The organism is Bosea sp. F3-2, assembly GCF_008253865.1.
Classification (GTDB): domain Bacteria; phylum Pseudomonadota; class Alphaproteobacteria; order Rhizobiales; family Beijerinckiaceae; genus Allobosea.
The window spans coordinates 881,481-908,025 of sequence record NZ_CP042331.1 but is presented as its reverse complement, the minus strand read 5'-3'; the positions used below and the strand labels follow the sequence as shown (position 1 = coordinate 908,025).

Below are 26,545 nucleotides of genomic sequence, written 5' to 3'. Positions count from 1 at the left end.
GATTGAATATAATGCAAATATGCATTATTTTGACGAGAACGGCATATGCCGGCGGTAGGGTGCACCATGACGATCCTGACGGTCACGGAGCGGGGCCAGGTCACATTCCGCAAGGAAGTGCTGCGCCATCTCGGTATCAAGCCGGGTGAGAAGATCGAGCTCGACCTGCTGCCGGATGGGCGAGCGACCCTGCGTGCTGCGCCGGCGCGTGAACCGATCGACCGCTTCATCGGCTTGCTGGAAGGCAAGAGCGCGAAGATCGCGACCGATGAGGAGATCGCTGAAGCCGTGGCGGCAGGTTGGACAGGCAAGCGGTGAAGATCACCGTCGATACGAATGTCCTCGTCAGGGCCACCGTTCGCGACGATGCGGATCAGGCCCGCGCCGCGGAACGTTGCCTGCGCGAAGCGGAGACGATCGCCGTTACCATGCCGGTTCTGTGCGAGTTCGTCTGGGTGTTGCGCAGGCTCTATGACTTTCCGATCCGGGATATAGCCGCGGCGATCCGTGCGCTCGTCGCAGCCGGGACCGTTTCGACCAATCGGCCTGCCGTCGAGGCAGGGCTCGCCATCCTGGAAGCTGGGGGTGATTTCGCCGACGGCATCATCGCCTATGAGGGCGCCTGGTCCGGAAGCGACGTCTTCGTCTCCTTCGACAGGCAAGCGGTCAAACTGCTTCAGGAACAGGGCGTAGCAGCGCGGCAGCCCTAGATCACGTCGCATTTTGACGGAATCGTCAAAATGCGAAAAACGTGATCGATTCTAAAAGTTTAGAGCATTGCTTTAAGCGAAAAACCGGTACCCACTTTTTCGCGCAATGCTCTAACGGCGCCTTGCCGTGCCAGCCTCATTCGCCGAACGCGTTCTCTTCCGGCGGGCCTGCCTTCCGGCGATAGCCGGTCGCCAGCACGTAGAGTTCCGAGGAATCGGCGCGGCTCGCGGCCGGCTTGACGTTGCGGACCGTGGTGAAGTCGCGCTTTAAGCCCGCGAGGAGGTCGGCGCTGTCGCCGCCTTGGAACAGCTTGGCGAGGAAGAAGCCGCCCGGCGCCAGCACGCTATGCGCGAACTCGACCGCCGCTTCGGCCAGCGCGATGATCTTGAGGTGATCGGTCTTCTTGTGGCCGGTGGTGTTGGCCGCCATGTCGGACATCACGCCGTCGGCCCGGCCGCCGAGGCGCTCGGTCAGCAGGGCAGGCGCCTCCTCGGCCATGAAGTCGAGTTGGATCAGGTCGACGCCGGGGATGGGATCGACCGGGAGCAGATCGATGCCGACGATGTAGCCCTTGCCCTGCTCCAGCCCGATCCGCTTGGCGGCGATCTGGCACCAGCCGCCCGGCGCGCAGCCGAGATCGACCAGCCGCTGGCCGGGTTTCAGGAACTTGTAGCGGTCGTCCATCTCCTCGAGCTTGAAGGCGGCGCGGGAGCGATAGCCCAGTTCCTTGGCCCGCTTCACATAGGGGTCGTTGAGCTGGCGCTCGAGCCAGAGCTGCGAGGAATGCTTGAGCTTGCCGGCCTTCTTCACCTTGACGCGCATGTCGCGCGCGCCTGCGCTGGACTTGCCGCCCCCTTTGCCACCCGAACTTCCGGTGCTCATAGTCTCGAACCTATTTTCGCCGCCACCAGGCGCGGTCCTCGTGCATCATGCGCAGCAGGATGCCCTCGCGCAGTCCGCGATCGGCGATGCGGACGCGCTCGCTCGGGAAGGCGCGATGGATCGCCTCGAAGATCGCGCAGCCGGCCAGCACCAGATCCGCGCGTTCGCGGCCGATGCAGGCATTGGCCGCCCGGGCGGCATAGTCCATATCGATCAAGCGGTCGATGACGGTGGCGACATCGTGTTGGTGCATCCACAACCCGTCGACCTCGCGGCGGTCATAGCGGGGCAAGTCGAGATGGATGCCGGCGACGGTCGTCACCGTGCCGGAGGTCCCGAGCAGATGGAAGCCCTTTGAACCGCAGGCGGCAGCAGCCTTTTTTGCAAAAGGTTCAAGCGCCTGCGTGCAATCCTGCACCATCTGCTCGAAGAGCTCGCGGCCGACTTCGACGCCGCCATAGCGTTCCGCCACGGTGACGACGCCGATCGGCAGCGAGGCCCATTCGCGGATGCGGGCGGCCGGGTCGCGCGCCTCGCTGCGCCCGCCGAGCCAGACGATCTCGGTCGAGCCGCCGCCGATGTCGAAGACGATGATGCTCTCCGCCGCCGGGTCGGTCAGCGCTGCGCAGCCGGAGACGGCGAGCGCCGCCTCGGTGCGCTGGTCGATGATTTCGAGCGAGAGCTCGGCCTCGGCTGCGACGCGGCGGATGAAATCCAGTCCGTTGGTCGCCGCACGGCAGGCTTCGGTGGTGACGAGGCGGGCGCGGGTGACGCCGCGATTCGCCATCTTGCCGCGGCAGATCTTCAGCGCCTCGACCGCCCGGTCCATCGCCGCATCGGCCAGCCGGCTGCTGGCCGCGAGCCCTTCGCCGAGGCGGACGATCCGGGAAAACGCATCGACCACCCGAAAGCCCTGCTGCGCCGGGCGCGCAATCAGGAGCCGGCAGTTGTTGGTGCCGAGATCCAGCGCCGCATAGGTCGTGGGCCGCTGATGGGCCAAGGCCGGGTTGTAGCTCTTGAAGGCAGCGGAAACCGATACGCCACCGGTCCGGGGCGGATCGGTGGTATGCCTATGCGGCGGCGCCACATGCGCGGCGTCCCGTTGCTGCCGGTCCTCGACCGCCACCGTTTCCAATCCCTCGACCTGCCAGCACCGGGCTGGACAGGGGCCGCAGCGTCGCGCGGCCGGTTGCTTCGTCGTCAAGGTAACTGCAGGGCAAGCCCCATGCCAAGAGGAACCTTGCCGAGGCGTCGGCCGGTCTTGCGCGAGCAGCGGCTGATCGGCCAGTGTCCGCCGGCCGGCATGTCGGCCAAGACGCTTGAATGGCAAGACGCATGAAGGGCAAGGGATTCGCCATGGCTGCCAGACACATCCTCGCCATCGACCAGGGCACGACCTCCTCGCGGGCGATCCTGTTCGACGCCTCGCTCGCGGTGATTTCCTCGGCCCAGCAGGAATTTCCGCAGCATTTCCCGGCATCAGGCTGGGTCGAGCACGAGCCTGAGGACATCTGGGAGAGCGTGCTGGCGACGGCCCGCGCAGCGATTGCCAAGGCCGGGCTGAATGCTGGCGACATCGCGGGGATCGGAATCACCAACCAGCGCGAGACGACGCTGATCTGGGACCGGCGGACAGGCAAGGCGATTCACCGCGCCATCGTGTGGCAGGACAGGCGCACGGCACAGGCCTGCGCCGAACTCGCCGCCGCCGGCCATGAAGGACGGGTCGCCGAACGCACCGGCCTGCGCATCGACCCCTATTTCTCGGCGACCAAGATCGCCTGGCTGCTCGACAACGTGCCGGGCGCGCGGAGGCGGGCGGAGGCGGGCGAACTCGCCTTCGGCACCATCGATTCCTTCCTGCTCTGGCGGCTGACAGGCGGAGCGGTACACGCGACCGATGCCACCAATGCGGCGCGTACCATGCTGTTCGACATCGGCCGTGGCATCTGGGACCCCGAACTCCTCAGTCTCTTCGACATCCCGGCGGCTATTCTGCCGGAGGTACGCGACTGCGCCACGCATTTCGGCGATACGGTGCCGGAGCTCTTCGGAAAGCCGATCGCGGTGCGCGGCATCGCCGGAGACCAGCAGGCGGCGACCATCGGCCAGGCCTGCTTCACGCCGGGCATGGTCAAGTCGACCTACGGCACCGGCTGTTTCGCGCTGCTCAACACCGGCGACACGCCGGTCCGCTCGAAGCATCGCCTGCTCAGCACGGTCGCCTATCAGCTCGGCGGCAAGCGGACCTACGCGCTCGAAGGCTCGATCTTCATTGCGGGCGCCGCCGTGCAATGGCTGCGCGATGGGCTCGGCATCATCGAGAAGGCGAGCGATACCGGCCCGCTGGCCGAGGCGGCCGATCCCGAGCAGGACGTTTATCTGGTCCCGGCCTTCGTGGGCCTGGGAGCGCCGCACTGGGACGCCCATGCGCGCGGGGCGATGTTCGGGCTGACCCGCAACTCCGGGCCGCGCGAATTCGCGCGGGCTACCCTGGAAAGCGTCTGCTACCAGACGCTCGATCTGATCGAGGCGATGCATGCCGACTGGCCGGAGGCCGGGCAGGGTGGTCGCTCGGTGCTCAGGGTCGATGGCGGCATGGTCGCGTCGGACTGGACGATGCAGCGTCTCGCCGACATCCTCGATCTGCCGGTCGACCGGCCGACGGTGCTGGAGACCACTGCGCTGGGCGCGGCCTATCTCGCCGGGCTCGACGCCGGGCTGCTGCCCGAGCCCGAGCGCTTTGCCGACCAGTGGCGGCTGGAGCGTCGCTTCTCGCCGGCCATGGCGGCGAGCCAGCGCGAGCGCAAGGTCAGGGGCTGGCGCGACGCCGTGCGGCGAACGCTGAGCGCGGAGTGAGCGGGTTTTTGGGGCGCCCGTCGGTAGCGGAGAGACCGCTTGAGAATTCACTGAGCCCTCATCCTGAGGAGCCATTCCGGTAGGAATGGCGTCTCGAAGGATGCTCCAGAAGGCTCAGGAGACATCTAGCGTTTTCCGATCGGGTTGGATCGCAGGAGCCGTCATTGCGAGGAGCGAAGCGACGAAGCAATCCAGGGGCGGCAGAGCTCTACGTCCCCCTGGATTGCTTCGCTGCGCTCGCAATGGCGGGGGCGCTCCTCAGGATGAGGGCTGGAGTTCCCAAACGGTCGCTGCGGAGTTGGCGTATCACTTCTTCGTCGCTGAACGTCTTCGGCGAGGATGTGCGAATACTCCAAATTTTGATGGTGGCCTCAATTTTGAGGGCCGTCCAACGCGTCTGTTCGCAAGAAAATCAAATTAAATCAATGCGCTGAATGATGGCATGGCCTTTGCCAACGGCATCCCCGCGAAACGGAGCTTCCGCGCAGATGCAATGGCAGGCCATCGTCGATTTCGACGGAACGATTTCAGAGAAGGACACGACGGACTGCGTCCTGGCCCGCTTCGCCGAGCCGGGTTGGGAAGCGATCGAGGAGGACTGGGTCGCGGGGCGAATCGGATCGCGGGAGTGCATGGAGCGGCAGGTCGCGCTGCTGCGCGCCGCGCCCGATGTCTTCGACAGCTTCGTCGAGAGCTTCGCGATCGACTGGGGATTTGCCTTCTTCGTCAGGGTCTGCCAGCGCCACGGCGTGCCGGTGACCGTGGTTTCGGACGGGCTCGACCGTACGATCCATGCCGTGCTGCGCCGGGCCGGGCTCGCCGGGCTGCCGGTCATCGCCAATCACCTCGAACCGGTTGGAGCGGATCGCTGGCGCTTGACCTCGCCGCACGCGGCCCGTGACGGCAGCTGCATCAGCGGTACCTGCAAATGCAGCGTGGCTCGCAGCTTGGGGCGGCCCGCCACCATCCTGGTCGGCGACGGCCGGTCCGATTTCTGCCTGGCCGAACGCGCCGACATCGTCTTCGCCAAGAACGGCCTGATCGCCCATTGCGACCAGGCCGGGGTGGAATACCGCCCATTCTCCCGGCTCGCGGAAGCGGCCCCTATCCTGGACGACATGCTGACTGGCGTCGTCCCGGCCGCAGCGAGCCATCACATCAAGGACTTGATCAATGGATGACGGATTTCCCCAGCACGGCCGCACCGCAGCCGCTTCTGCTGCGGTGAACCTGGCCTCGGTTGCCGCCGAGGAGGCCCGCCTGCTCGCGCTCGAGGCCGAATTCTGCTCGCATGGTGACACCGTCCACTACACGCAGTTCCCGAAGATCTTCTCGGGCTGTGAAGGCTCCTTCATGCTCGATGCGGTCGGTAACCGCTTCCTCGACCTGCAGATGTGGTACTCGGCCGTCAATTTCGGCTACGCCAATCCGCGCCTCAACAATGCACTGAAGCGCCAGATCGACACGCTGCCGCAGGTCGCGAGCCAGTATCTCCATCGCGAGAAGATCGAGCTTGCGGCGATGATCGCCAAGGATGCGCAGCGCAAGTTCGGCGCCAAGGGGCGCGTCCATTTCAACGTCGGCGGTGCCCAGGCGGTCGAGGATTCACTCAAGCTCGTGCGCAACGCCTCGAACGGCAAGAGCCTGATGTTCGCCTTCGAGGGCGGCTATCACGGCCGCACGCTCGGCGCCTCCGCCATCACCTCGTCCTACCGCTATCGCCGCCGCTTCGGCCATTTCGGCGAGCGCGCTCACTTCATCCCGTTCCCCTATCATTTCCGCGGGCCGAAGGGCATGAGCAAGGAAGAGTATGGCGAGCACTGCGTGCAGCAGTTCGCCCGGCTCTTCGAGAGCGAATACAACGGCGTCTGGGACCCCAAGGTCGGCCAGGCCGAATATGCCGCCTTCTATGTCGAGCCGCTTCAGGGCACGGGCGGCTACGTCATTCCGCCCCCCAACTTCTTCACCGGCTTGAAGAAGGTGCTCGACGATCACGACATCCTGCTCGTCGTCGACGAGATCCAGATGGGCTTCTACCGGACGGGCAAGCTCTGGTCGATCGAGCATTTCGGCGTCCAGCCCGATGTGATCGTCTTCGGCAAGGCCGTCACCAACGGGCTGAACCCGCTCTCCGGCATCTGGGCCAAGGAAGCGCTGATCAACCCGACCGTCTTCCCGCCGGGCTCCACGCATTCGACCTTCAACGCCAACCCGCTCGGCACCGCCGTCGCGCTCGAGGCGATGAAGATGATGCAGGAGGAAGACTACGAGACCATGGTCATGGCCAAGGGCGCGTATTTCCTCGACGGGCTGCAGGAGCTGAAGCGCCGGCACAAGATCGTCGGCGAGGTCGACGGCCTCGGCATGGCCTTGCGCATCGAAATCTGCGAGCCGCATGACAGCTACACGCCGTCTAAGCGCCTCGTCGATCTGATGTGCGACGAGGGCATGAAGGCTGATCTGGTGGTCGATGGCCGGCGCTACGGCCTCGTGCTCGATATCGGCGGCTACTACAAGAACGTCATCACGCTCGCGCCGGCTCTGACCATGAGCTACGAAGAGATCGATCTGGCGATCGCCCTCCTGGATCAGCTCTTTGCCCGCGTGGCTGGCGCCTGAACCGACCGGAGACGGCTTTTGCGCCTGCAGGTGATCGATCTCGATGGCAGCGTCGCGCGCCAGGAGCCGCTGCGCCGCCGCATCGATGCGGGAGAAGCTTCCTGCATCGACGCGGCGCATCTCGCCGCGCGCCTGCGCATCGTGGCGAGCCACGCAGCGCGCACGAGCCTGCTCGCGCAGCTGGCCGCCGAGGACAGGGAGGGGAGCGGACCACCGGTCTACTTCTACGGTTCCGGCGACTTCCATCACCTTGCGGCGCTGCTGCTCGGAAGAGTCACCGAGCCGGTGACGGTTATCCATTTTGACAACCATCCCGACTGGGTGCGGTTTCCGGCGACGGTCAATTGCGGCGCCTGGGTCAACCGGGCGCTGGAATTACCCCAGGTCCGCAAGGTCATCACCATCGGCCCCTGCAGCGGCGATCTCGTGCGCCCGGAATGGCAGTTCGCCAATCTCAGGGCGGTCGCGGAGGAGCGGATCGCGCTCTACCCTTGGCGGCACGAGCCTTCCCGCGTCTGGGGCCGGTACGGCACCGCTGCGAGTTTCCGGCAGGAAGGAAATCATCTGCATTGGCGCAACCTGGCCGATGAGGATTGGGCTGATTTCCTCGACGACCTCGTCGCCACGATCCCGACCAAGGCCATCTGGCTCAGCATCGACAAGGACGTTCTCGGGCGGGGCGAGGCGCTGACCAACTGGGATCAGGGCGATCTGCCGCTCGCCCACCTGCTTTCCGCGATCGAGCGCCTGGCGGAGGCGCGCCGCATCGTCGGGATCGATGTCTGCGGCGACTGGTCGGAGCCGCGCTTCTCCGATCCGTTCCGCGCGACGCTCGCCTTCTTCGACCACCCGCCGCCGCTGCGACCTTCTCCGGAAGAGCTTGCCGTCAATGCCCGGGTGAATGCCGAACTCATCGACTGCTTTGCGCGGGTGTTGCCGTGACCTTGACCATCGTCCTCTGGTTCATCCTGTCGATTGTCTGCGACGTCGTCGGCCAGCTCTGCCTGAAGCTCGGTGCCGACCGGTTGCCGCAGGGGGCGGGGCTGCGCGAGCTCACCGTCGCGCTTGGCCGCTCCGGCTGGGCGATGGCCGGCGTGCTGACCTATGTGGCGGAGTTCTTCATCTGGCTGCGGATCCTCGCCGAGGTGCCGCTCTCGATCGCCTTTCCCATCGCCAGCCTCAACTTCCTCGCCATCACCTTCGCCAGCGCGGTTCTGCTTGGCGAGCGCGTCGGTCCCCGGCAATGGCTCGGTGCTTTCCTCATCACCTGCGGCGTGGTCATCGTCGCTCGAACAGTCTGACGGAACGAGACGTGACGACGCGCGATTTCAGCCTTCGCTATCCCGGTGATCGGACCGGCTTTCTTCTGATCCACGGTCTGAGCGGAACCCCGATCGAGATGCGCCTGGTGGCGCGTGCGCTCGCTCAGGCCGGCCACACCGTGCATTGCCCGCAGCTCGCCGGTCATTGTGCCGGGGAAAGCGAGCTGCTGGCCACGGGCTGGCGCGATTGGGCCCGGAGCGTCATGGACGAGCTCGACCGGATGCGCCTGAGCTGCGATCGCGTCATTGTCGGTGGGCTTTCGATGGGCGCCGTCCTGGCGATGCATGTCGCCGCCGCGCGGCCCGATGCCGTCGATGGCCTGGCTCTCTACGCGCCGACGCTCTGGTACGATGGCTGGTCGATCCCGCGCTACGCCTTCCTGCTGAAATGGCTGATCAACACGCCCTTCGGGCGTCGCTACAGCTTCGTCGAGCGGGAGCCCTATGGCATCAAGGATCTGCGCACGCGCGCCGTGATCACCACCGCGATCACGCGCGGCGACAGTTCCGAGGCCGGCCTGCTCGGCACGCCGTCAGGTGCCCTCCGGGAGATGTGGGCGCTGATCGACCGGACGCGACGCGAGATGCCGGCAATCACCTGCCCGGCATTGCTCGTCCATGCGCGCGAGGACGATATCGCCAGCCTGTCGAACGCGTTCTACATCCAGCGTCGGCTCGGCGGCCTGGTCGATGCCGTGATTCTCGATGACAGCTATCATCTCGTGACGATCGACCAGCAGCGCGACATCGTCGTCGAGCGCTCGCTGGCCCTTGCGGCACGGCTCGCGAAGACGGAAGTCCGGGAGAGGGCGACGGAGCTGCGCGTCGTCGCAGCGGAATGAGCGCGCCTGCCGCCCGGATCGTTGGAAGCGTGGCCGCAATCGATCCCGCGGCTTGGGATGCGTGCCTGCCCGGCGAGGCGGAGTGCCACGTCTATTACAGCGCCTGCGAGGCGGCTGCAGCTTCTTCCGGAATCGGGCTGCGCATGGCGGCGATCGTCGTCGAGACGCAAGGTGAGGTGGTCGGGGTCGCGCCCTTCTTCCGGCTGGACTACCGGCTCGATACGCCCCTTCAAGGCCGGTTGCGCGGGCTTGGGGATGCGCTGTTCCGCCATCTGCCGGGACTTGTCGTCCTCAAGGCTCTCTGCGTCGGCTCTCCCTATGGCGAGCGCTGCCATCTCGGCTTTTCGCCACGGCTGGATGCCGCCGGCCGTGCTGACACCTTTCAGAAACTGGCTGAAACGCTGCAGCGGCAGGCCGCGACTGAGGGTGCGCATCTCGTCGTCTGGAAGGATCTGGCGCCGGAGCCGGAGCGGGAGGCCGGCGCCTTCCTCTCCCGGGCAGGTTTCGCGCGCTTGGCCAGCCTGCCGGTCGCCGTGCTCGACCTGCCTTTCCGGGACGAAGCCACCTATCTGGCATCGCTGTCTGCGGCGACGCGCAAGGACATCAGGCGCAAGCTCGCCAAGGCAGGCGATGTCCGGATCGAGTTCCGCACCGACATCGCCGGGCTCGAGCAGGAGATCGACGCCCTCTACGAATCCACGCGCGCGCAGAGCGGCCTGGACTATGGCGAGCTCGAACTCCTGCCGCCTGGCTATTTCGCCGGGATCTCGCAGGCCCTGGGCGAGCGGGCCGTTTTCGCGCTCTACTGGATCGGAGGCGAGCTTGCGGCGTTCAACCTGCTGCTGGTCGAGACCGAACGCGTCATCGATAAGTTCCTCGGGATGCGCTACCCGCTCGCACGCGAGCACAATCTCTATGTCGTGAGCTGGATGGCGAATGTGCGCTTCTGTCTCGAACGCGGCATTCGCCTGTTCCAGAGTGGCCAGACTGCCTACGCATCCAAGCTGCGTTTCGGCAGCCGGCTCGTTCCCTCCGCCATCCATGTCCGCCATCGCCGCGCGCCCCTGCAATGGGCGCTGCGTCGCTTGAGCCCCTGGCTCGGCTTCGACCGCTTCGATCCCGATCTTGCCGAACACGCCGGAAAGAAAGCCGCATGAGTGTCCTCACACCTGCCGAAGCGCCCTCGCGCTGGCGCCAGCTTGCAATCTGGCTGGCCTTCATCGGGCTCGACACGGGAACGCAGCTCGCCTTCAAATGGGGAGCCGACGGGCTCGGCGACACGGATTTCGGCCTTGCGATGCTGACGCGGTCCATGGAGCTTCCCGGCGTCTGGCTTGCCGTCGTCGGCTATCTCGGAACCTTCGTGGTCTGGATGGCGATCCTGCGCGACATGCCGCTCAGCCGTGCCTTTCCGATGACCGGATTGGTCTATATCACCGTGCCTTTGTTCGCCTGGGCGGCCTTCGGCGAACGGATCGATCTGCTGCGCGCCGTTGGCATTGCCTTGATCATCGCCGGAGTGGTCCTGCTCGGCGGGGAGAATGAGAATGAGCAGCCGTAGCTTGGGGATCGCGCTCGTCGCCGCCGCGCTCATGGGGGCTCTGCCGGCCAGCGCCGACTCGATGGCGGATGTCGTCGGCCGCTGGCGCGATTCCGACGGGGAGTCGGAGATCGCGATCGCCCGCTGCGGCGCCGCGCTGTGCGGTCGGATCGTCTGGCTGAAGGAGCCGCGATTCGACCAATTCAATCCTGACGCGAAGCTGCGCGCTCGCTCGCTCCTCGGCATCCAGGTTCTGAGCGGCTTTGCTCCGGGCGAGAATGGGAAGTTGGCAGGCAGCGGCTATAATCCCGCCGATGGCAAGACTTACCGCACGACGCTGGAGCTGGCGGCGCCGAGTTCACTGGTGGTGCGCGGCTGCGTCCTCGGCGGCCTGATCTGCGACGACGATACCTGGACGAGGCAGCCGTGACGGCCGCGAGATCACGAAAGGCAGAACGGGGAGGGGGCCGAACGGCGTTCCGGGGCTTGTCGTGCCTACACGGATGACCACGCTCAGGCTCAGGCTGGTGATCGGCTTCCTGCTGGTCATCGTGCCGGCGATGCTGGCATCGGCCTTTGTCGCGGCGAAGCTGATCTCCAATGCGTTCGAGGACAATGTCGCGCATTGGCTGGGCGAGACTTCGCGCTTCTTCGGGCTGGAGGTCGCCGAAGCCGCGCAGGAGGCGCAGCGCGTTGCCGGTGTCATCGGGAGCCGGCTGGAACGGAGCCCGAACGACATCAAGATGCAGCATACGGTCGAGCGCGAATTCGGTGTGCTGAGCTCGGTCGGCTACGATCTCATGGCGGTCTATCGACCCGGCGGGGAAATCATCTTCTCCTCACGCCGTTTCTCGTCGGTCGGGTCTCTGCCCGAGAAGACGGGGCAGGGATTGTTCAAGATCGTTGCCGACGGCCGGCGCTGGATCATGGCGGGCGCCGTCCAGTCTATTCAGATCAACGGGCAATCCGCCAACCTTCTCGTGGGCTCATGGCTCGACGACAATTACCTGGGCGGAATCAAGGTGGTCACGTCGCTCGACGTGCGCTTGTTCTCCGATTTCGACGGCGAGCTCGAACCGATCGTGCAGACGCAGAGCGATCGGGAGATCGTCGTGCCCAAGGCGATCCTGGCGAGGCTCGATGCCGGCGAGGAAGAAATCTTCGATCCGAACGCCGAAAGGGGCGCCTACAGAGCCATTTATACCGGCTTTCGTGGCATAGACGGCAAGCTCGCGGCGATCAGCTTCATCGGCCTGCGCAGCGATGCGGGCTTCTTCGAACAGCTCAGCCGCGAGCGGCTGTTCCTCGGCATATTCCTGTTCGGAAGCTGCATAGCGATCGTCGTCGGCATATTGATGTCGGAGCTGCTCGCGCGGCCGTTGCGTGCTTTGACACGCGGCGTCAGGGCAATTGCAGCGGGTGATTTCGGCCAGCGCGTCACGGTCGGCGGCGGTCGCGAGATCGCGCAGCTCGCCGCAGGCTTCAACGGCATGGCCGAGCAGCTGGGCAAGCTGCAGGATCTCGAAATGGAACTGCGCCGCCGCGACCGGCTTTCGGCGCTCGGGCAGGCGGCGATGGTGATCGCGCACGAGGTCCGTAACCCGCTCGGCATCATCAAGACATCGACGGAGGTGGTGCGCAATCGCTCCAAGCTCGGTGCCACCGAGGGGAAGATGCTCGGCTATGTCATCGACGAGGTTCGCCGGATCGAGACCTTGATGCGCGACTTTCTCGACTTCGCTCAGCCGAGGCCGCTCGTGCGCAGCAGATTCCCGCTGCGCAATGTCATTGACCGGGTTGCTGCCATCGCGACGGCCGAACTTTCCCGGCGCGGCATCACCTTTCACATCGACGACAAGAGCGGAGGCGCCAGGATCAGCGGCGACCCCGACCAGCTTCACCAAGCCTGCCTCAATCTGGTCTTGAATGCCATGGATGCCATGCCCTCGGGTGGCGCCATCTACGCGAGCTTGGCCGTGAATCCAGACACAGTGTCGCTGACGATCCGCGATGAAGGACCGGGCGTTCCGGACGCGATCCGCGGCGAGGTCTTCAACCCGTTCTTTACCACCAAGGCCAAGGGCACGGGGCTGGGGCTCGCGAAGGTGCAGAGCGTGGCGGTGGCACATGGCGGAACGGTTGCGTGCGAATGTGCGCCGGGCCAGGGGGCGGCCTTTACCCTCGCATTGCCGCGGGCCGAAACGGGAGAGGGCTCGTGAGCCACACCATCCTGGTGGTCGACGACGAGGAGCGTCTGGCCGACGTACTGGCGGCCGCACTGGAGGACCTCGGCTATCGCACGACCGCGGTGACAAGCGTGCGGGAGGCCCTCGCGGCACTGGACCAGTCGCGCTTCGACCTCGTACTCACCGATCTGCGCCTGCCGGTCATGGATGGGCGCGACCTGCTGCGTGAGGTGCGCAGCCGCTGGCCGGACATTCCGGTTATCATCCTGACGGCCTTCGCTGCTGTGCGTGATGCGGTCGAGCTCATCAAGGAAGGCGCGTTCGACTACATCGCCAAGCCCTTCGAGATGGAGGATGTCGCAGCGACGATCAGGCGCGCGCTGCGCCTTGCCGATGTGGTGCGGGACAATGAGCGCCTGCGCAGCGAGCTGGAAGGCCGCCACAGCTTCGATACGCTCATCGGAAACAGCGCATCGTTCCGCCGCGTGATCGAGCAGGTCACCGAGGTTTGCGAGACCCGGGCGACCGTCATGCTGAGCGGGGAGAGCGGCACGGGCAAGGAACTGGTTGCCCGTGCGATCCATTTCAACAGTCCGCGCCGGGGGCAGCCCTTCATCGCCGTCAATTGCGCCGCCATCCCCGAAACCCTGCTGGAGAGCGAGCTCTTCGGCCACGTCAAGGGCGCCTTCACCGGCGCCCTGGCCAATCGGATCGGCCGTTTCGCCGCGGCCGAGGGCGGCACGCTCTTCCTCGACGAGATCGGTGACATGCCGCTCGCCATCCAGGCAAAGCTGTTGCGTGTCGTCCAGGAGCGCAGTTTCGAGCCGGTGGGCGCCAACCGCAGTCAGAGCGTCGACGTCCGCCTGATCGCGGCGACGCACAAGGACATGCGCCAGGCGGTGGCCGCGGGCCGCTTCCGGGAAGACCTGTTCTATCGCCTCAATGTTTTTCCGATCCAGCTGCCGGCGTTGCGCGAGCGCCCCGAAGACATTCCGCTTCTGGCGACGCATTTCCTGGCGACGCTGTCCGAATCGATCGGCAAGCGGGTTGCCGGCTTCTCGCCGGCCGCGCTTGCGGCCATGGCGGGCCATGACTGGCCGGGCAATATCCGCGAGCTGCATAACTGCGTCGAGCGGGCGCTGATCGTCGCCAAGACCGCCCAGATCGATATCCAGGATCTCGCGCAAGACCTGTTCGAAGGGTCGCGCCGGGCTGGCCGCGACGCGCTGCCACGCGATCTCGACGCTGAACTCGAGCGGATCGAGCGGGATTTCATCATCGAGGCGCTGCGGCGCAGCGATGGCGTGCAAGTGAAGGCGGCACGGATGCTGGGCATTGCCGAGCGCAGCCTCTGGCATCGAATCAAGAAGCTCGATATTCGGGTTGGCCGGACGGTGGTCGACTGATGGACGGGCTTGTAGCGGCATTGTCGCGAAAGCGCGCCAGAACGAAGTTTGGCGCGTTTGCCGCCCCTGGAGGAACCGTGTCGCGTATCGGTTTTGGAAAGATTGGTTGCCTCGTTCTGCTGTCGGCCGCGGCCGCGGCGGCTGCCGAGCCGAGCCCGGCTTTGACGGATGCAACGCCGGCCAAGGGCTGGATCGTGACGCTCGGCGGATCGTTCCAGATGGGCCCCAAATACGAGGGCGCGAACGCAATGGGCCCGTCGTTCATGCCTTCGCTGAGCTGGCGCCGCGTCGGCGAGCCGGAAGGCTTCAGCGCCCCCGACGACAGTCTCGATTTCGCGATCTATGAGACCGACCGCTTCAGCTTCGGCGTGGCGGGGAGCTGGAAAAGCGGGCGCTATTCCTCGTCCAGCCCCAAGCTTTTCGGCATGCGAGACGTCCCTTGGGCGATCGAAGCCGGGATTTTCGCCGAGTACTGGCCGATTCTCGATCGCCTGCGCACGCGCATCGAGATTCGGCAGGGCTTCAACGGACATCACGGCATCGTTGCCGATCTCTCGGCCGACTGGGTCGAGCGCCTGGGACGCTTCACGCTGTCGGCCGGGCCGCGGTTCTCGCTGGGGAACACTTCCTATATGCGCACCAACTTCGGCGTGACCGTGCCGGAATCGCTGATCAACGGCTTCATGGCCCCGTATCGACCGTCCGCTGGCGCCAAGAGCCTCGGTGTTGCGACGGCGCTCGAATATACTTGGTCCGAGCAGTGGTCGACGACGCTTTTTGCGCGCTACGACCGCATGATCGACCAGGCCGAGCGCTCGCCGCTTGTCCGCACGATCGGTCAGCGCGATCAGTTCACGATCGGCCTTGGCGCGAGCTACTCGTTCAAGATGGACCTGTGACGCGACGGCTAGATCTCGAGGCTGCCTGACGGCAGCCTCGGATTCCGGGGATAATCAGGCATCGGAAGTCGCCGGAGCAAAACCAGGATCACCGGCGAGCGATGCGCTGTTTCAGAGATTACCTGATTGTGGGTGGTTGGTACCAACGCCATGCCGAAAGGCTTGGCTGGGGGACTAGGATTCGAACCTAGACAACCAGAGTCAGAGTCTGGGGTCCTACCGTTAGACGATCCCCCAACGATGGGGCGCTTGGTGGCGCGCCGCGTTGGTGAGCCGGGGTCTAATCAATGAGGTCCGGCTTGGCAAGAGCTGAATTCACCCTGCACGCGAAACAGTTCACAGGAACATGTCGCTCGCTGCGGCATCGGGGATCGCCTGTGGCCGCGGCGGGGCCGCCTTGCCTGCGCATAGCTATGCTGTCGGCCCACACCGTGCCAAACATGCGCTTCTTCCTCCGAGGGGGGCTGCCCGCTCCTCGACATTCATCGCCTCGATCCGGTCCGACAACATCATGGCTCGCACCCTTTCCGCCCTTGCCGACGATCTCGCCTCCGGCCGGACGACTTCGCTTGCTCTCGTAAGCGAGGCTCTCGCCCGGATCGACGCGCCGGAGGGAGAGGGGAAGCTCGCCTTCATCAAGGTCCATCGCGCGGCGGCGCTCGCCGCGGCCGAGGCGATGGACAGGCTGCGGGCTGCAGGGCTTGCGCCATCGCGCTTCGCCGGCATCCCGATCTCGGTGAAGGATCTGTTCGACTTGGCCGGCGAGCCGACCACGGCCGGCTCGACCGTGCTGACTGACGCGCCCCCGGCCGAGCGCGACGCCCCGGCGATCGCCCGGCTGCGGCGTGCCGGCTTCGTCGTGATGGGGCGGACCAACATGACCGAGTTCGCCTTCTCGGGGCTCGGCCTCAACCCGCATTACGGCACGCCGGCCTCGCCCTATGACCGCGCGACGCGTCGGATTCCGGGCGGTTCCTCCTCGGGTGCTGCAGTGTCGGTCGCGGACGGCATGGCCTTTGCCGGAATCGGGTCCGATACCGGCGGCTCCTGCCGCATCCCCGCGGCCTTCTGCAGCATCGTCGGCTACAAGCCGACGGCGGCGAGCGTACCGCGCGAGGGCGCCTTCCCGCTGTCGCAGACGCTCGACTCGATCGGCCCGCTCGCCAACAGCGTCGCGTGCTGCCGCGTGCTGCACGAGATCATGAGCGGAGCCGAGCTGCCGAAGGACGTCCCGACCAGCCTCAAGGGGCTGCGCATCGCCGTGCCGCAGACGGTGGCGCTCGACGGGCTCGACGCCCATGTCGCGGCGAGCTTCGACCGGGCACTGGAGCTGCTGGCGGAGGCCGGCGCGGTCGTGATCGATACGCCCCTCGAACGCTTCGCCGAGGTCGCCCGGATCAACGCCAAGGGCGGCTTCGCGGCCTCGGAGGCCTACGCCCATCACCGCGCCCTGATCGAGGCGAAGGGCGATGGCTACGATCCGCGCGTGCGGACGCGGGTGCTGCGCGGCCGCAACCAGGACTGCGCCGACTATATCGATCTCCTGCAGGCACGGGCCGCTTTCGTCGCGGCGATGCGCGAGGAGGTTGCGGCCTTCGACGTGCTGGCGCTGCCGACCGTACCGACCGTCGCGCCGACCATCGCCGAGCTCGCCGAGGACGACGAGGCCTTCACCCGCATCAACCTGCTGATGCTGCGCAACCCGACGCTGATCAACATGATGGATGGCTGCGCGATCTCGCTGCCGATGCATCGTGCGGGCGAGGCGCCGGCGGGGTTGACGCTGGCGCGGGCCGGCGGCGGCGATGCTGCGCTGTTCGCGATCGCAGCGGCGGCGGAAACGGCTCTGGCCGGCCGCTGAGCCGCGCGGGGAGCCTGCGAGCCATGCATGGAAACGGCCTTCCGGCCTACAGCATCTTTGGAGAACATGACCCCATGAATCAGAACGATGCCGCCGCCGCGCTCTCCGTCTGGGTTGCGCTCGAGAGCCCGACGAACCATCCCGCCGGGCTGAACGGCATGATGGATCTCGTCCAGAAGGATGTCGCAGGGCTGCCGATCGCAGTCGAGCGCATTCCCGGCCGTGACGGGCTCGGCGACATGGTCATGCTGCGCGCCGGCCTCGACAACGGCCAGCCCGCCGTCGCGGTGATGTCGCATCTCGATACGGTGCATCCGGTCGGCACAAGCACCAAGGACCTGCCGGTCAGGATCGAGGGCGACCGGCTCTATGGCCCAGGCGTTTACGACATGAAGGGTGGCGCCTGGCTCGCGCTGCAGGCTTTCAAGCAGGTCGCGGCCTCCGGCAACGCCAGGCGGCCGATGGTCTTCCTGTTCACGCCGGACGAGGAGATCGGCTCGCCGACCAGCCGCGGGCTGATCGAGGAGATCGGCCGGAAATCGGCGGCGGTGCTCGTCACCGAGCCGGCCCGGCAGGGTGGCAGGATCGTCACGGCGCGCAAGGGCGTCGGCCGCTTCGATGTCAGGCTGGAAGGCCGGCCGGCCCATTCCGGCTCGCGCCATGCCGATGGGCGCAGCGCCATTCGCGAGGCGGCGCACCAGATCCTCGCCGTCGAGGGCATGACGGACTACGCGCGCGGCATCACGACCAGCGTCGCCCTGGTCGGCGGCGGCACGGCGGCGAACGTCATCCCGCAGCATGCCTGGTTCAGCGTCGATTGCCGCGTCACCACGCTCGCCGATGGCGTGATGATGGAGAACCGCATCCTCAGCCTCAAGCCGCACGACCCCGATGTGAAGCTGCGCATCACCGGCGGCATGAACCGGCCGCCGTATGAGAAATCGGCGATGGTGGCGGAGCTGTTTGGAAAGGCGCAGAAGGTCGCGGCCGGCATCGGCCTCGACTTGCAGGACTGCCCGATGACGGGCGGTGGCTCGGACGGCAACTTCACCGCCGCGCTCGGCATCCCGACCCTCGACGGCCTCGGCATCGATGGCGACGGCGCGCATACGTTGCAGGAATACGCACTAATCTCCTCGATCGCACCGCGTCAGGCGCTGATGAAGGGCCTGCTGGAGACGATCTGAAGCGCCGCGTCACGCTCTCGGCGTTCAAAGGAAAGGCGGATCATCCCGGGCGACCGCAGGGAGACCCGGGATCCATGCCTGAACCTTGATCGGAAGCATTCCGGCATGGATCCCGGATCTCCGCTTCGCTGCGTCCGGGATGACCTTCGGATTTCATTCGCGGAATGCGAGAAAGCAAAAGCCCCTCGCGCTGCGAGGGGCTTTGTCGTTTCCGGGACTGCCGGGCTCTCAGGCCTCAGGCTCGGCCATGCCGCCGGCGGCGAGGAATTTCTCGAGCCAGTGGATGTTGTAGTCGCCGTTGAGGATGTCCGGGTTGCGCACCAGCGTCCGGAACAGCGGCAGCGTCGTGTCGACGCCATCCACGACGAACTCGTCGAGCGAACGGCGCAGGCGCATCAGGCATTCGTCGCGGTTGCGGCCGTGGACGATCAGCTTGCCGACCAGCGAGTCGTAATGCGGCGGGATCGTATAGCCCTGATAGGCAGCGGAATCGACGCGCACGCCGAGGCCGCCCGGCGTGTGGAACGAGGCGATCTTGCCGGGCGAGGGGCGGAAATTCGCCGGATGCTCGGCATTGACCCGGCATTCGATGGCGTGGCCTTCGATGACGATGTCAGATTGCTTGAGCGAGAGCGGCGCGCCGGCGGCGATGCGGATCTGCTCGTTGACGAGGTCGATGCCGGTGATCATCTCGGTGACCGGGTGCTCGACCTGAATGCGGGTGTTCATCTCGATGAAGTAGAACTGCCCGTCCTCGTAGAGGAACTCGATCGTGCCGGCGCCGAGATAGCCGAGCTCGGCCATGGCCTTGGCGCAGATCTCGCCGATCCGGTCACGCTCGCCGGCGTTCAGCGCGGGCGAGGGGCCTTCCTCCCAGACCTTCTGGTGGCGGCGCTGCAGCGAGCAGTCGCGCTCGCCCAGATGGATGGCGTGGCCACGGCCGTCGCCGAGCACCTGGATCTCGATATGGCGCGGCTTTTCGAGATATTTCTCGATATAGACCGCATCGTCGCCGAACGCGGCCTTGGCCTCGGTGCGGGCGGTCTGGAGCGCGACGAGAATCTCCTCCTCGTTGCGCGCCACCTTCATGCCGCGCCCGCCGCCGCCGGCCGCCGCCTTGATGATGACCGGGAAGCCGATCTCCTTGGCGATGCGCAGCGCTTCCGCATCCTCGGTGACGCCGCCATCCGAGCCCGGCACGCAGGGAATGCCGAGGCGCTTGGCGGTGCGCTTGGCCTCGATCTTGTCGCCCATGACGCGGATGTGCTCGGCCTTGGGGCCGATGAAGGCGATGTTGTGCCGCTCCAGGATCTCGGCGAAGCGGGCGTTCTCGGAGAGGAAGCCGTAGCCGGGATGGACGGCGTCGGCGCCGGTGATCTCGCAGGCGGCGATCAGGGCGGGAATGTTGAGGTAGCTCTCGCGGGCCGGCGGCGGGCCGATGCAGACGCTCTCGTCGGCGAGGCGCACATGCATCGCGTTGGCGTCGGCCGTGGAGTGGACCGCGACGGTCGCGATGCCGAGTTCCTTGGCGGCGCGCAGCACACGCAGCGCGATCTCTCCGCGGTTGGCGATCAGGATCTTGTCGAACATCTTGAAATCCAAATCCGACCCGGCGGCAAGCGGCGCCGCGCTCACTCGATCACCAGCAGCGGCTCGCCGTATTCGACCGGCTGGCCGTCTTCGACGAGAACGGCCGTGACCGTGCCGGCGCGGGGCGCGACGATGTCGTTGAAGGTCTTCATCGCCTCGACGAGCAGGATGCGCTCACCCTGCTTCACGACGCTGCCGACCTCGACGAAGGGCTTGGCCTCGGGCGAGGGGCGGCGATAGGCGGTGCCGACCATCGGCGAGGTGACCGTACCCGGATGGGCGGCGGTCGGCTTGCTTTCGACGGGGGCTGCCGCGGCGGCGAGCGAGGCGGGGGCAGCTGCGACGGCCAAGGGCGCCGCGGCCGGCACCTGGACGGTCGCCGTGATGCTGCGGGCGACGCGGACGCGCAGATCGCCCTTCTCGACCTCGATCTCGGTGAGATCGGTCTGGTTCAGAAGCTCGGCGAGCTCGCGGACAAGTTCGGGATCGATCGGGCTCTTGGTCGCCATGGCGGGTGTCACCGTCTTCTTTAGATTCTCGGATGGGCCGCGGCCTGCGCCGAAAGCCCGTTCATTCGGATTCAGATGGCCTTCGCCGCCCACCCGTCCGGCAGCAGAGCCATGGCGTCGAACACGGGTTCAGCGTGCCCGCCGCCGCAGCTCGCCGTCCCGCATGGTGCGGGCGGATTGGGGTGGGGTCCGTTCAGGACGCGGACGCAAACCATGGAAGGGCGTTGATTCCGGCGCCGCGCGCAGGCGGCAGGAGCCGCCCTCATAAACGTTGCGGGCCGGTAGGGGAAGCCTGAACGGCGCCTGCCGCAGGGCAATCGGGTGAACGATCTGCCCGGGTCGAGGCATGAGCGCTTCTCCTCCCCCTTGTGGGGAGGAGAGAGAGGTGGGGGTCGAGCGACCGGGTGAGCGCTCATTCGCCGGCCGCTCACCAAGCGGCGCCACCCCCATCCCCATACCCTTCCCCACAAGGGGGAAGGGAGGAGTCCGCTCCGGCACCCGCCTGCGCGAGGCGAACCGGTCATCCCGGGCTTGACCCGGGATCCATCGTAGAGCGCAGCACCTTATGATGGTTTCCGGATCGGCGCCGCCGGAGGCGGCTTGTCCGGAATGACGGCGCGGTTTGCGTGTCTTGGCGGGCGCTCAGCCGGAGCACTCGGTCTTGCCGCAGCGGCGCACGGAATCGATCTTCTGCTTCAGCGCGGCCTGGCCGACGGCGCCGAAGACGATTTCGTCGCCGACGATGAAGGCGGGCGTGCCGGTGAGGCCGAGGCGGTCGCCGAGCGCGACCGTGTCCTCGATCGCCGCCTTGGTGGCCGGGGCCTCCATGTCCTTCTTCAGGCGCTCGACATCGGCGCCGGCCTCCTTGGCGACTTCAAGCGCCTTGGCAGCGTTGACCTTGCCCTTCACGGCCATCAGCTTGTTGTGGAAATCGAAGTACTTCTGGCCCTGGAGCTGGCTCTTGGCGGCAACCGCGACGCGGCTTGCCTCGACCGAATCGGGGCCGAGGATCGGGAAGTCCTTCAGCACGACGCGCAGCTTCGGATCGCTCTTGGCGAGCGCCGTCACATCCTCCATGGCCCTTTTGCAGAAGCCGCAATTGTAGTCCATGAACTCGACGAGGGTGATGTCGCCCTCGGGATTGCCGATGATGACGGAGGTCGCCGGGTCGCTGATCCGCGCCTTCTCGGCGGCGACGGCGTTGCGCTGAGCCTCGGCCTGGGCGACGGTGTTGCGACGCTCGAGCTCGATCAGCGCGTCCTGGATGATCTCGGGGTTCTTCAGCAGCGTCTCGCGGATCAGGTCCGTCACCGCCTTGCGCTGCTCGGGCGAGAGAGGCTGGCCCTGCGCCATGGCGGGGGCCGCGGAAGCCGCGAGCCAGAGGCCGAGCGCGAGGCCGGCAGGCCGCAGGCAGGCGCGCGCCAGGCTGGTGAGGGTCCGGAAAGCCATCTCGTTGTCCTTTCAAAGCCGCCGGGCGGGATAATGATCCGGCGGGCCAAAGCACTCGTGAACGCGAGCTTGTGTGTCTTCGCCGCCCGAAGGTCAAATCACAGCTCTGCCAGCCGAGCGGCGGTTGCGGGGAGGCGCAGGCTCGGCTACGCGGGCTCGGCCCTGTCGCATCGGACCGAAAAGTGGAATCCACTTCTCAGAGGAAGCTGATGCGATAACAAAGACATAGATCACCGCTATCGCGTCCGATAGGGCGCGCGGCGATCTAGAGGAACCGGACAAGTCGATGCAGAATCCCTTGTTTTCGCCCGCTGCGCTGCCTGCTCTCGCCGAACGCGCCGAGCGTGTCGCCCCCTTCATCGTCATGGACGTGATGAACCAGGCGGCTGCGATCGAACGTCGCGGCGGCTCGGTGGTGCATATGGAGGTCGGCCAGCCCTCGGCGCCGACCCCGGCCTCGATCCGCGCTGCCGCAGCGCGGGCGCTGGAAGACGGGCGCATCGGATACACGCAGGCGCTCGGCACGGATTCGCTCAGGGCTCGCATCGCGCGCCATTACGCGCACGCCTATGGCGTCGACGTGGCGGCCGAGCGCGTGGTGGTGACCACGGGCTCCTCGGGCGGCTTCATCCTGGCCTTCCTCGCCTGCTTCCAGCCGGGATCGCGGATCGCGATCACGGCACCGGGCTATCCGGCCTATCGCAACATCCTGATCGCGCTGGGCTTGGAGCCGGTGGCGATCGAGGTCGGGCCGGAGACTCGCTTCGCGCTGACGCCCGAGCTGATCGAGCGCGCCCATCGCGAAAAGCCGCTCGCCGGCGTGCTGACGATGAGCCCGGCCAACCCGACCGGCGTGGTGATGGCACCCGGCGCGATCGCCGAGGTCGCGGCCTGCTGCCGCAAGCTCGGGCTCTGGTACATCTCGGACGAGATCTACCATGGGCTGACCTATGACGCGCCCGCCACGACGGCGCTTGCGACCGATCAGAATGCGATCATCGTCAACTCGTTCTCGAAGTACTATTGCATGACCGGCTGGCGCGTCGGCTGGCTCATCGTGCCCGAGCGGCTGGTGCGCACCATCGAGCGGCTGCAGCAGAATTTCTCGATCTCGGTGCCCTATCTCAGCCAAGTGGCGGGAGAGGCGGCCTTCGACGCGACGCAGGAGTGCGAGGCGATCAAGGCGGGCTATGCGCAGAACCGCGCCTTCCTGCTCAAGGCCTTGCCCGAGATCGGTCTCGGCGATTTCCTGCCGGTGGATGGCGCCTTCTACATCTATCTCGACATCGGCCGATATTCGAACGATTCCATGGCCTTCTGCCGCAGCGTCCTGGAGGAGGCCGGCGTCGCGATCACGCCGGGGCTCGACTTCGACGAAGGGCGCGGCGCCCGCACGGTGCGGCTCTCCTTCGCGGGCTCGCTGGCGGAATGCGAGGAGGCGGTCTCCCGCCTCGGCGGCTGGCTTAAGAATCGCTGAGGGATGGCGTAGCGTCTTACTTGCAAGAACTCGTGCAAGAACTCCTATAAGATTCGCATTCTGCATTTGCGAGGCGGGGAAGGCAGGCGATGGACGGCACAACAGCTGGCGGGGCTACCGCGAAGCGCGCTTCGATCGGGCTCCTCCTCTCCAGGATCGTTGCGTCGATCACTTTGGGTATCTGCCTGGCTGCCGTGATTGGGGCCGGGCCGACGCAGGCTGAAACCCAGGCGCCGGTCGTGCTCAACCTGCGCGGCGACGAGACGCCTGAAACGATCCGCAGGATGGTCGATGCACTTGCGGGCCGGCCGGTGGAGATCAGGGTCGGCGGCGTACCGACCACGCCCGCCGCTGCGCCCCCGCAGGAGCCGGCCGGCAAGACCAAGTCGGCTGCACCCATGCCCGCTCCCTTGATGGCGGATGAGGAAGGTCTTCAGGCCGAGGTCACTGCGCTCGTCGACCGTTTCGTCGACGGCGTCGAGTACGGCACCACCTCTGTACCGACGGTCACCGAACTGCCGGCCGACTGGGAACGGACCTGGCAGCGCAATCTCAACGGCCGCGAAGGCCCGACGGCCGGCTGGCGCATCTTCGGCATCGTCTGCCTCGCGCTCGCCATCGCCCTCGCGTTCCGGATCGCGACCGCCCGATGGTTCGCCCGCAAGCGCCAGCCCTTGGGGCCGGAGTTCACCCCGCGCCTTATCGCCTCCTCCTGGGGGCTGCTCCAGGATGTCGCGACGATCCTGCTGGCCCTTGCTGTCGTGAGAATCGCACGCAACGCCTGGCTGCCAGAGAACGACCTCGCCATGTTCGCCCTGTCGACAGCGGCAAACGGCGCCGCGATCGGCGCGCTCTATATCGCCGTCGGCCGGTTTCTGCTCTCGCCCGGCACTCCCGAGCGGCGCATCATGCCGCTGCCGCGGGCTGAGCGGCATTTCCGTCGGCTGGTCGTCTATGCCACCCTGACGCCGTTGATCGTGACGGGGATTCTGCTGGCCCACCAGGTCAGTACCGGGCCGCGACCGGTGACGGGTCTCATCGCGCTGACCGGTCTTGCCGTCACGCTCTTCAAGATCTGGTGGTTCCACAACGGACGGTACGATCTCGCAACGCTGGTTCTGTCCGGCTCCTCCGAGCCCGGCCCGATCCGTCGTTTGATCGCGGCCGGAACGGCGTGGTTCTACATCGCAACGACGGTCCTGCTGTGGATGGTCAGCAGTGCCGCGGCGATGATGTCGAATGGCGGGCGCTGGGCGGAAGCCTCGGCGCTGACTCAGGGGGCGATCGTGATCATCCCCATCCTGGCCGTCGGCGTCGCCAGCCTGCTCCGTTGCCGTGCGGCGCGGCGCGAGGCGAAGCAGGGTGTCACACCCATGCTGCGCGCCGGCAGCGCCGCTCTGCGGGCCTCTGCGGTCGGGGTGATCTGGGCCGCCGGCTTCTTCGTCATCGCACGCCTCTGGGCCGGGCTGCTCCTCGGTGTCAGCTCGGCACAGTTCGCTGCCGTCATGCGCCAGACGGCCGGCGTCGCGGTGTTCGCCTTTGTCGGCTGGGTGGCCCTGGTCTTCCTGCATGCGTTCTTCGACGCCTATACGCCGCAACGCCGGGTGGTCGGCCCTGCCGATGAGGACGTGGCGCATGAGGAAGGCGTGCCGAGCCGGCTGGCGACCGTGCTGCCGGTGCTGCGCGGCGTCGTGCTCGGTGCGGTGCTCGGCCTCACCATCCTGGTGGTGCTCTCACGCCTGGGCGTCGATATCGGCCCGCTGCTGGCCGGCTTCGGCATTCTCGGCCTTGCGATCTCCTTCGGCTCGCAGGCCCTGGTGCGCGACATCGTCTCGGGCGTGTTCTTCATGCTCGAAGACGCCTTCCGCGTTGGCGAATATGTCGATACCGGGCGGCTCAAGGGCACGGTCGAGAAGATTTCGCTGCGCTCGATGCAGCTGCGCCATCAGAGCGGTCAGATCCACACCGTACCCTTCGGCCAGGTGCAGTCGCTGACCAATGCCAGCCGCGACTGGGCGACGGTGAAGTTCAATGTCCGCCTCGACCATTCGGCCGATCTCGAGCAGGCGCGCAAGGCCATCAAGAAGGTTGGCCTCGCCTTGCTGGAGGACCCCGAATACGGACCTCACTTCATCGCGCAGCTCAAGATGCAGGGTGTGGCCGATATCACCGACCAGGCGATCGTGATCCGGCTGAAATTCACCGGCAAGCCCAATCAGGCCTCGATGCTGCAGCGCGAGGCGCTGAAGCGCGTCTATCGCGCGCTGAACGAGGCGCATATTCCCTTCGCGTCCAACGCCGTCACAGTGCGCGGCGGCGAGGGAGGAGCGCAGACCGGCGCGGCAGCAGCGATCGCGACAGTGCCGCCACCGACTCCTCTCGCGCCGGCCGCGAGCTGAACCCGAGATCTTGCTAGAGCATTTTTCGATCAGTCTGAACCGTCATTGCGAGCGCAGCGAAGCAATCCAGGGGGACTGGGTTGAACGTCTCACCCAGTCCTCCTGGATTGCTTCGTCGCTTCGCTCCTCGCAATGACGGCTTCTGCGATCCAACCTGATCGAAAAATGCTCTAACAGTCGGCTGTGCCGGTCTCTTGCCGCCACCTCTGTCATTCCGGGGCAAGCCGAAGGTCTGAGCCCGGAACCCATGAACACTGTCTCAGCAGGAAGAGCAGTGCTCCCAACCGGTCCGGCCCTATCTGGAGCGTCGTGTTCATGGGTTCCGGGCTCGGCCCAAGGGGCCGCCCCGGAATGACGGCGGCGGTTCCGGCCGATCCATCCCGACAACTGTCCACGCCGCCTACAGCAGGAAGAACAGACCGAAGCCCACGACCGTCAGCCCGCCGCCGAACAGGCTGGCGAGGCGGGCGCCGCCGGTGACGGCTCCACGTTCAGCGCTACGATGTGCACGCTCGGCATGGTCGAAACCGGCCTCGGCGCGATATTGGCCGGCGTGGAGATCGGCCGTCATCTCCGGGCCGATCGGCCGATTGCCTTCGAGCTCGATCCTGACTGCGAGGAAGACGACGAGCAGGCCGAGGAGCCCCACGCCAAACCAGCCGACGGCACGCCAGGCGAGATAGGTCAGACCGAGCAGCCCGACCGCGCATAGGACGAGGAGAACGTCACGCTCCCTGTTTCGAGGCGGCTGCATCGGCTTCTTCCCGGCTATAGCATCGGACCGAAAAGTGGAATCCGCTTTTCGGA

The 26,545-nt window shown here is 66.5% G+C and carries 24 protein-coding genes and 1 tRNA gene; 18 read left to right on the top strand and 7 right to left on the bottom strand.

The window, feature by feature from the left end:
* Nucleotides 1-66 precede the first annotated feature (66 nt).
* Nucleotides 67-318 carry an AbrB/MazE/SpoVT family DNA-binding domain-containing protein gene (locus FQV39_RS04300; RefSeq protein ID WP_149129180.1) on the top strand — a complete coding sequence of 84 codons (252 nt, stop codon included), beginning with the start codon at nucleotides 67-69 and terminating at the stop codon, nucleotides 316-318.
* Nucleotides 315-710, top strand: coding sequence for a type II toxin-antitoxin system VapC family toxin (locus tag FQV39_RS04295; protein WP_149129179.1), 396 nt, complete (start codon nucleotides 315-317; stop codon nucleotides 708-710). Before FQV39_RS04300 ends, FQV39_RS04295 begins: the two co-directional genes overlap by 4 nt.
* Before the next feature lie 136 nt (nucleotides 711-846).
* On the opposite strand, the gene FQV39_RS04290 is transcribed toward FQV39_RS04295, so the two are convergent.
* Complete coding sequence (locus FQV39_RS04290) at nucleotides 847-1,593, bottom strand: RlmE family RNA methyltransferase (protein ID WP_149129178.1); 747 nt, start codon at nucleotides 1,591-1,593, stop codon at nucleotides 847-849.
* Between the two features lie 10 nt (nucleotides 1,594-1,603).
* Nucleotides 1,604-2,719, bottom strand: a complete 1,116-nt coding sequence (locus tag FQV39_RS04285) for a Ppx/GppA phosphatase family protein (RefSeq protein ID WP_187640165.1) — start codon at nucleotides 2,717-2,719, stop codon at nucleotides 1,604-1,606.
* Nucleotides 2,720-2,949: 230 nt separating this feature from the next.
* Here FQV39_RS04285 and glpK point away from each other — a divergent pair, with 230 nt between their 5' ends.
* The 12 genes from glpK to FQV39_RS04225 all read left to right on the top strand — a co-directional run bounded on the left by glpK (nucleotide 2,950) and on the right by FQV39_RS04225 (nucleotide 15,266).
* Complete coding sequence (gene glpK, locus FQV39_RS04280; RefSeq protein WP_149129177.1) at nucleotides 2,950-4,452, top strand: glycerol kinase GlpK; 1,503 nt, start codon at nucleotides 2,950-2,952, stop codon at nucleotides 4,450-4,452.
* A gap of 488 nt (nucleotides 4,453-4,940) precedes the next feature.
* Complete coding sequence (locus FQV39_RS04275; protein WP_187640164.1) at nucleotides 4,941-5,633, top strand: MtnX-like HAD-IB family phosphatase; 693 nt, start codon at nucleotides 4,941-4,943, stop codon at nucleotides 5,631-5,633.
* Entirely contained in the window at nucleotides 5,626-7,071 is a 1,446-nt protein-coding gene (locus FQV39_RS04270; RefSeq protein ID WP_149129175.1) for an aspartate aminotransferase family protein, read from the top strand. Before FQV39_RS04275 ends, FQV39_RS04270 begins: the two co-directional genes overlap by 8 nt.
* Before the next feature lie 18 nt (nucleotides 7,072-7,089).
* On the top strand, nucleotides 7,090-8,013 hold the full coding sequence (locus FQV39_RS04265; protein WP_149129174.1) for an arginase family protein: 924 nt from the start codon (nucleotides 7,090-7,092) through the stop codon (nucleotides 8,011-8,013).
* Entirely contained in the window at nucleotides 8,010-8,372 is a 363-nt protein-coding gene (locus tag FQV39_RS04260) for an EamA family transporter (RefSeq protein WP_149129173.1), read from the top strand. The genes FQV39_RS04265 and FQV39_RS04260 overlap by 4 nt, the downstream gene beginning before the upstream one ends.
* 11 nt (nucleotides 8,373-8,383) lie before the next feature.
* Complete coding sequence (locus FQV39_RS04255) at nucleotides 8,384-9,235, top strand: alpha/beta hydrolase (RefSeq protein WP_210251164.1); 852 nt, start codon at nucleotides 8,384-8,386, stop codon at nucleotides 9,233-9,235.
* 29 nt (nucleotides 9,236-9,264) lie between these two features.
* The gene (locus FQV39_RS04250) at nucleotides 9,265-10,392 is read left to right on the top strand and encodes a GNAT family N-acetyltransferase (RefSeq protein ID WP_210251163.1); all 1,128 of its coding nucleotides are present in this window, start codon (nucleotides 9,265-9,267) and stop codon (nucleotides 10,390-10,392) included.
* Entirely contained in the window at nucleotides 10,389-10,796 is a 408-nt protein-coding gene (locus FQV39_RS04245) for a DMT family transporter (protein WP_187640163.1), read from the top strand. Before FQV39_RS04250 ends, FQV39_RS04245 begins: the two co-directional genes overlap by 4 nt.
* Nucleotides 10,783-11,205: a DUF2147 domain-containing protein gene (locus FQV39_RS04240; protein ID WP_187640162.1), complete on the top strand. Its 423-nt coding sequence runs from the start codon at nucleotides 10,783-10,785 to the stop codon at nucleotides 11,203-11,205. Before FQV39_RS04245 ends, FQV39_RS04240 begins: the two co-directional genes overlap by 14 nt.
* A 61-nt stretch (nucleotides 11,206-11,266) precedes the next feature.
* Entirely contained in the window at nucleotides 11,267-12,994 is a 1,728-nt protein-coding gene (locus FQV39_RS04235; RefSeq protein WP_149129168.1) for a sensor histidine kinase, read from the top strand.
* Nucleotides 12,991-14,367, top strand: a complete 1,377-nt coding sequence (locus tag FQV39_RS04230; RefSeq protein ID WP_149129167.1) for a sigma-54-dependent transcriptional regulator — start codon at nucleotides 12,991-12,993, stop codon at nucleotides 14,365-14,367. Before FQV39_RS04235 ends, FQV39_RS04230 begins: the two co-directional genes overlap by 4 nt.
* Before the next feature lie 77 nt (nucleotides 14,368-14,444).
* Nucleotides 14,445-15,266 (top strand): MipA/OmpV family protein, encoded by an 822-nt coding sequence (locus FQV39_RS04225; RefSeq protein ID WP_187640161.1) that lies wholly within the window; start codon nucleotides 14,445-14,447, stop codon nucleotides 15,264-15,266.
* 163 nt (nucleotides 15,267-15,429) lie between these two features.
* On the opposite strand, the gene FQV39_RS04220 is transcribed toward FQV39_RS04225, so the two are convergent.
* Nucleotides 15,430-15,503 (bottom strand) — tRNA-Gln (locus tag FQV39_RS04220).
* Nucleotides 15,504-15,777: 274 nt separating this feature from the next.
* Between FQV39_RS04220 and FQV39_RS04215 the strand changes: the two genes are divergently transcribed.
* Nucleotides 15,778-17,127, top strand: a complete 1,350-nt coding sequence (locus FQV39_RS04215) for an amidase (protein ID WP_149129165.1) — start codon at nucleotides 15,778-15,780, stop codon at nucleotides 17,125-17,127.
* Nucleotides 17,128-17,201: 74 nt separating this feature from the next.
* Nucleotides 17,202-18,314 carry a M20 family metallopeptidase gene (locus FQV39_RS04210; protein WP_149129164.1) on the top strand — a complete coding sequence of 371 codons (1,113 nt, stop codon included), beginning with the start codon at nucleotides 17,202-17,204 and terminating at the stop codon, nucleotides 18,312-18,314.
* A 228-nt stretch (nucleotides 18,315-18,542) separates the two neighbouring features.
* Here the strand turns inward: FQV39_RS04210 and accC are convergent, their stop codons facing one another.
* The 3 genes from accC to FQV39_RS04195 all read right to left on the bottom strand — a co-directional run bounded on the left by accC (nucleotide 18,543) and on the right by FQV39_RS04195 (nucleotide 21,862).
* Complete coding sequence (accC, locus tag FQV39_RS04205) at nucleotides 18,543-19,904, bottom strand: acetyl-CoA carboxylase biotin carboxylase subunit (RefSeq protein ID WP_149129163.1); 1,362 nt, start codon at nucleotides 19,902-19,904, stop codon at nucleotides 18,543-18,545.
* 41 nt (nucleotides 19,905-19,945) lie between these two features.
* The gene (gene accB, locus FQV39_RS04200; protein WP_149129162.1) at nucleotides 19,946-20,413 is read right to left on the bottom strand and encodes an acetyl-CoA carboxylase biotin carboxyl carrier protein; all 468 of its coding nucleotides are present in this window, start codon (nucleotides 20,411-20,413) and stop codon (nucleotides 19,946-19,948) included.
* Between the two features lie 642 nt (nucleotides 20,414-21,055).
* Nucleotides 21,056-21,862 (bottom strand): DsbA family protein, encoded by an 807-nt coding sequence (locus FQV39_RS04195; RefSeq protein ID WP_149129161.1) that lies wholly within the window; start codon nucleotides 21,860-21,862, stop codon nucleotides 21,056-21,058.
* A gap of 286 nt (nucleotides 21,863-22,148) precedes the next feature.
* Between FQV39_RS04195 and FQV39_RS04190 the strand changes: the two genes are divergently transcribed.
* Together FQV39_RS04190 and FQV39_RS04185 are read left to right on the top strand one after the other, a co-directional pair.
* Complete coding sequence (locus FQV39_RS04190) at nucleotides 22,149-23,339, top strand: aminotransferase class I/II-fold pyridoxal phosphate-dependent enzyme (protein WP_149129160.1); 1,191 nt, start codon at nucleotides 22,149-22,151, stop codon at nucleotides 23,337-23,339.
* A gap of 89 nt (nucleotides 23,340-23,428) precedes the next feature.
* Nucleotides 23,429-25,738, top strand: a complete 2,310-nt coding sequence (locus FQV39_RS04185) for a mechanosensitive ion channel family protein (protein ID WP_149129159.1) — start codon at nucleotides 23,429-23,431, stop codon at nucleotides 25,736-25,738.
* A gap of 400 nt (nucleotides 25,739-26,138) precedes the next feature.
* Here FQV39_RS04185 and FQV39_RS04180 read toward each other — a convergent pair whose 3' ends face one another.
* Nucleotides 26,139-26,492 (bottom strand): hypothetical protein, encoded by a 354-nt coding sequence (locus FQV39_RS04180; protein WP_149129158.1) that lies wholly within the window; start codon nucleotides 26,490-26,492, stop codon nucleotides 26,139-26,141.
* Nucleotides 26,493-26,545 lie beyond the last annotated feature (53 nt).

Coding starts and splice junctions, on each gene's coding strand:
- FQV39_RS04270 (WP_149129175.1), top strand. CDS start 5,626: ATGGATGACGGATTTCCCCAGCACGGCCGCACCGCAGCCGCTTCTGCT.
- FQV39_RS04275 (WP_187640164.1), top strand. CDS start 4,941: ATGCAATGGCAGGCCATCGTCGATTTCGACGGAACGATTTCAGAGAAG.
- accB (WP_149129162.1), bottom strand. CDS start 20,413: ATGGCGACCAAGAGCCCGATCGATCCCGAACTTGTCCGCGAGCTCGCC.
- FQV39_RS04180 (WP_149129158.1), bottom strand. CDS start 26,492: ATGCAGCCGCCTCGAAACAGGGAGCGTGACGTTCTCCTCGTCCTATGC.
- FQV39_RS04190 (WP_149129160.1), top strand. CDS start 22,149: ATGCAGAATCCCTTGTTTTCGCCCGCTGCGCTGCCTGCTCTCGCCGAA.
- FQV39_RS04240 (WP_187640162.1), top strand. CDS start 10,783: ATGAGCAGCCGTAGCTTGGGGATCGCGCTCGTCGCCGCCGCGCTCATG.
- FQV39_RS04210 (WP_149129164.1), top strand. CDS start 17,202: ATGAATCAGAACGATGCCGCCGCCGCGCTCTCCGTCTGGGTTGCGCTC.
- accC (WP_149129163.1), bottom strand. CDS start 19,904: ATGTTCGACAAGATCCTGATCGCCAACCGCGGAGAGATCGCGCTGCGT.
- FQV39_RS04185 (WP_149129159.1), top strand. CDS start 23,429: ATGGACGGCACAACAGCTGGCGGGGCTACCGCGAAGCGCGCTTCGATC.
- FQV39_RS04245 (WP_187640163.1), top strand. CDS start 10,389: ATGAGTGTCCTCACACCTGCCGAAGCGCCCTCGCGCTGGCGCCAGCTT.
- FQV39_RS04195 (WP_149129161.1), bottom strand. CDS start 21,862: ATGGCTTTCCGGACCCTCACCAGCCTGGCGCGCGCCTGCCTGCGGCCT.
- glpK (WP_149129177.1), top strand. CDS start 2,950: ATGGCTGCCAGACACATCCTCGCCATCGACCAGGGCACGACCTCCTCG.
- FQV39_RS04300 (WP_149129180.1), top strand. CDS start 67: ATGACGATCCTGACGGTCACGGAGCGGGGCCAGGTCACATTCCGCAAG.
- FQV39_RS04215 (WP_149129165.1), top strand. CDS start 15,778: ATGGCTCGCACCCTTTCCGCCCTTGCCGACGATCTCGCCTCCGGCCGG.
- FQV39_RS04290 (WP_149129178.1), bottom strand. CDS start 1,593: ATGAGCACCGGAAGTTCGGGTGGCAAAGGGGGCGGCAAGTCCAGCGCA.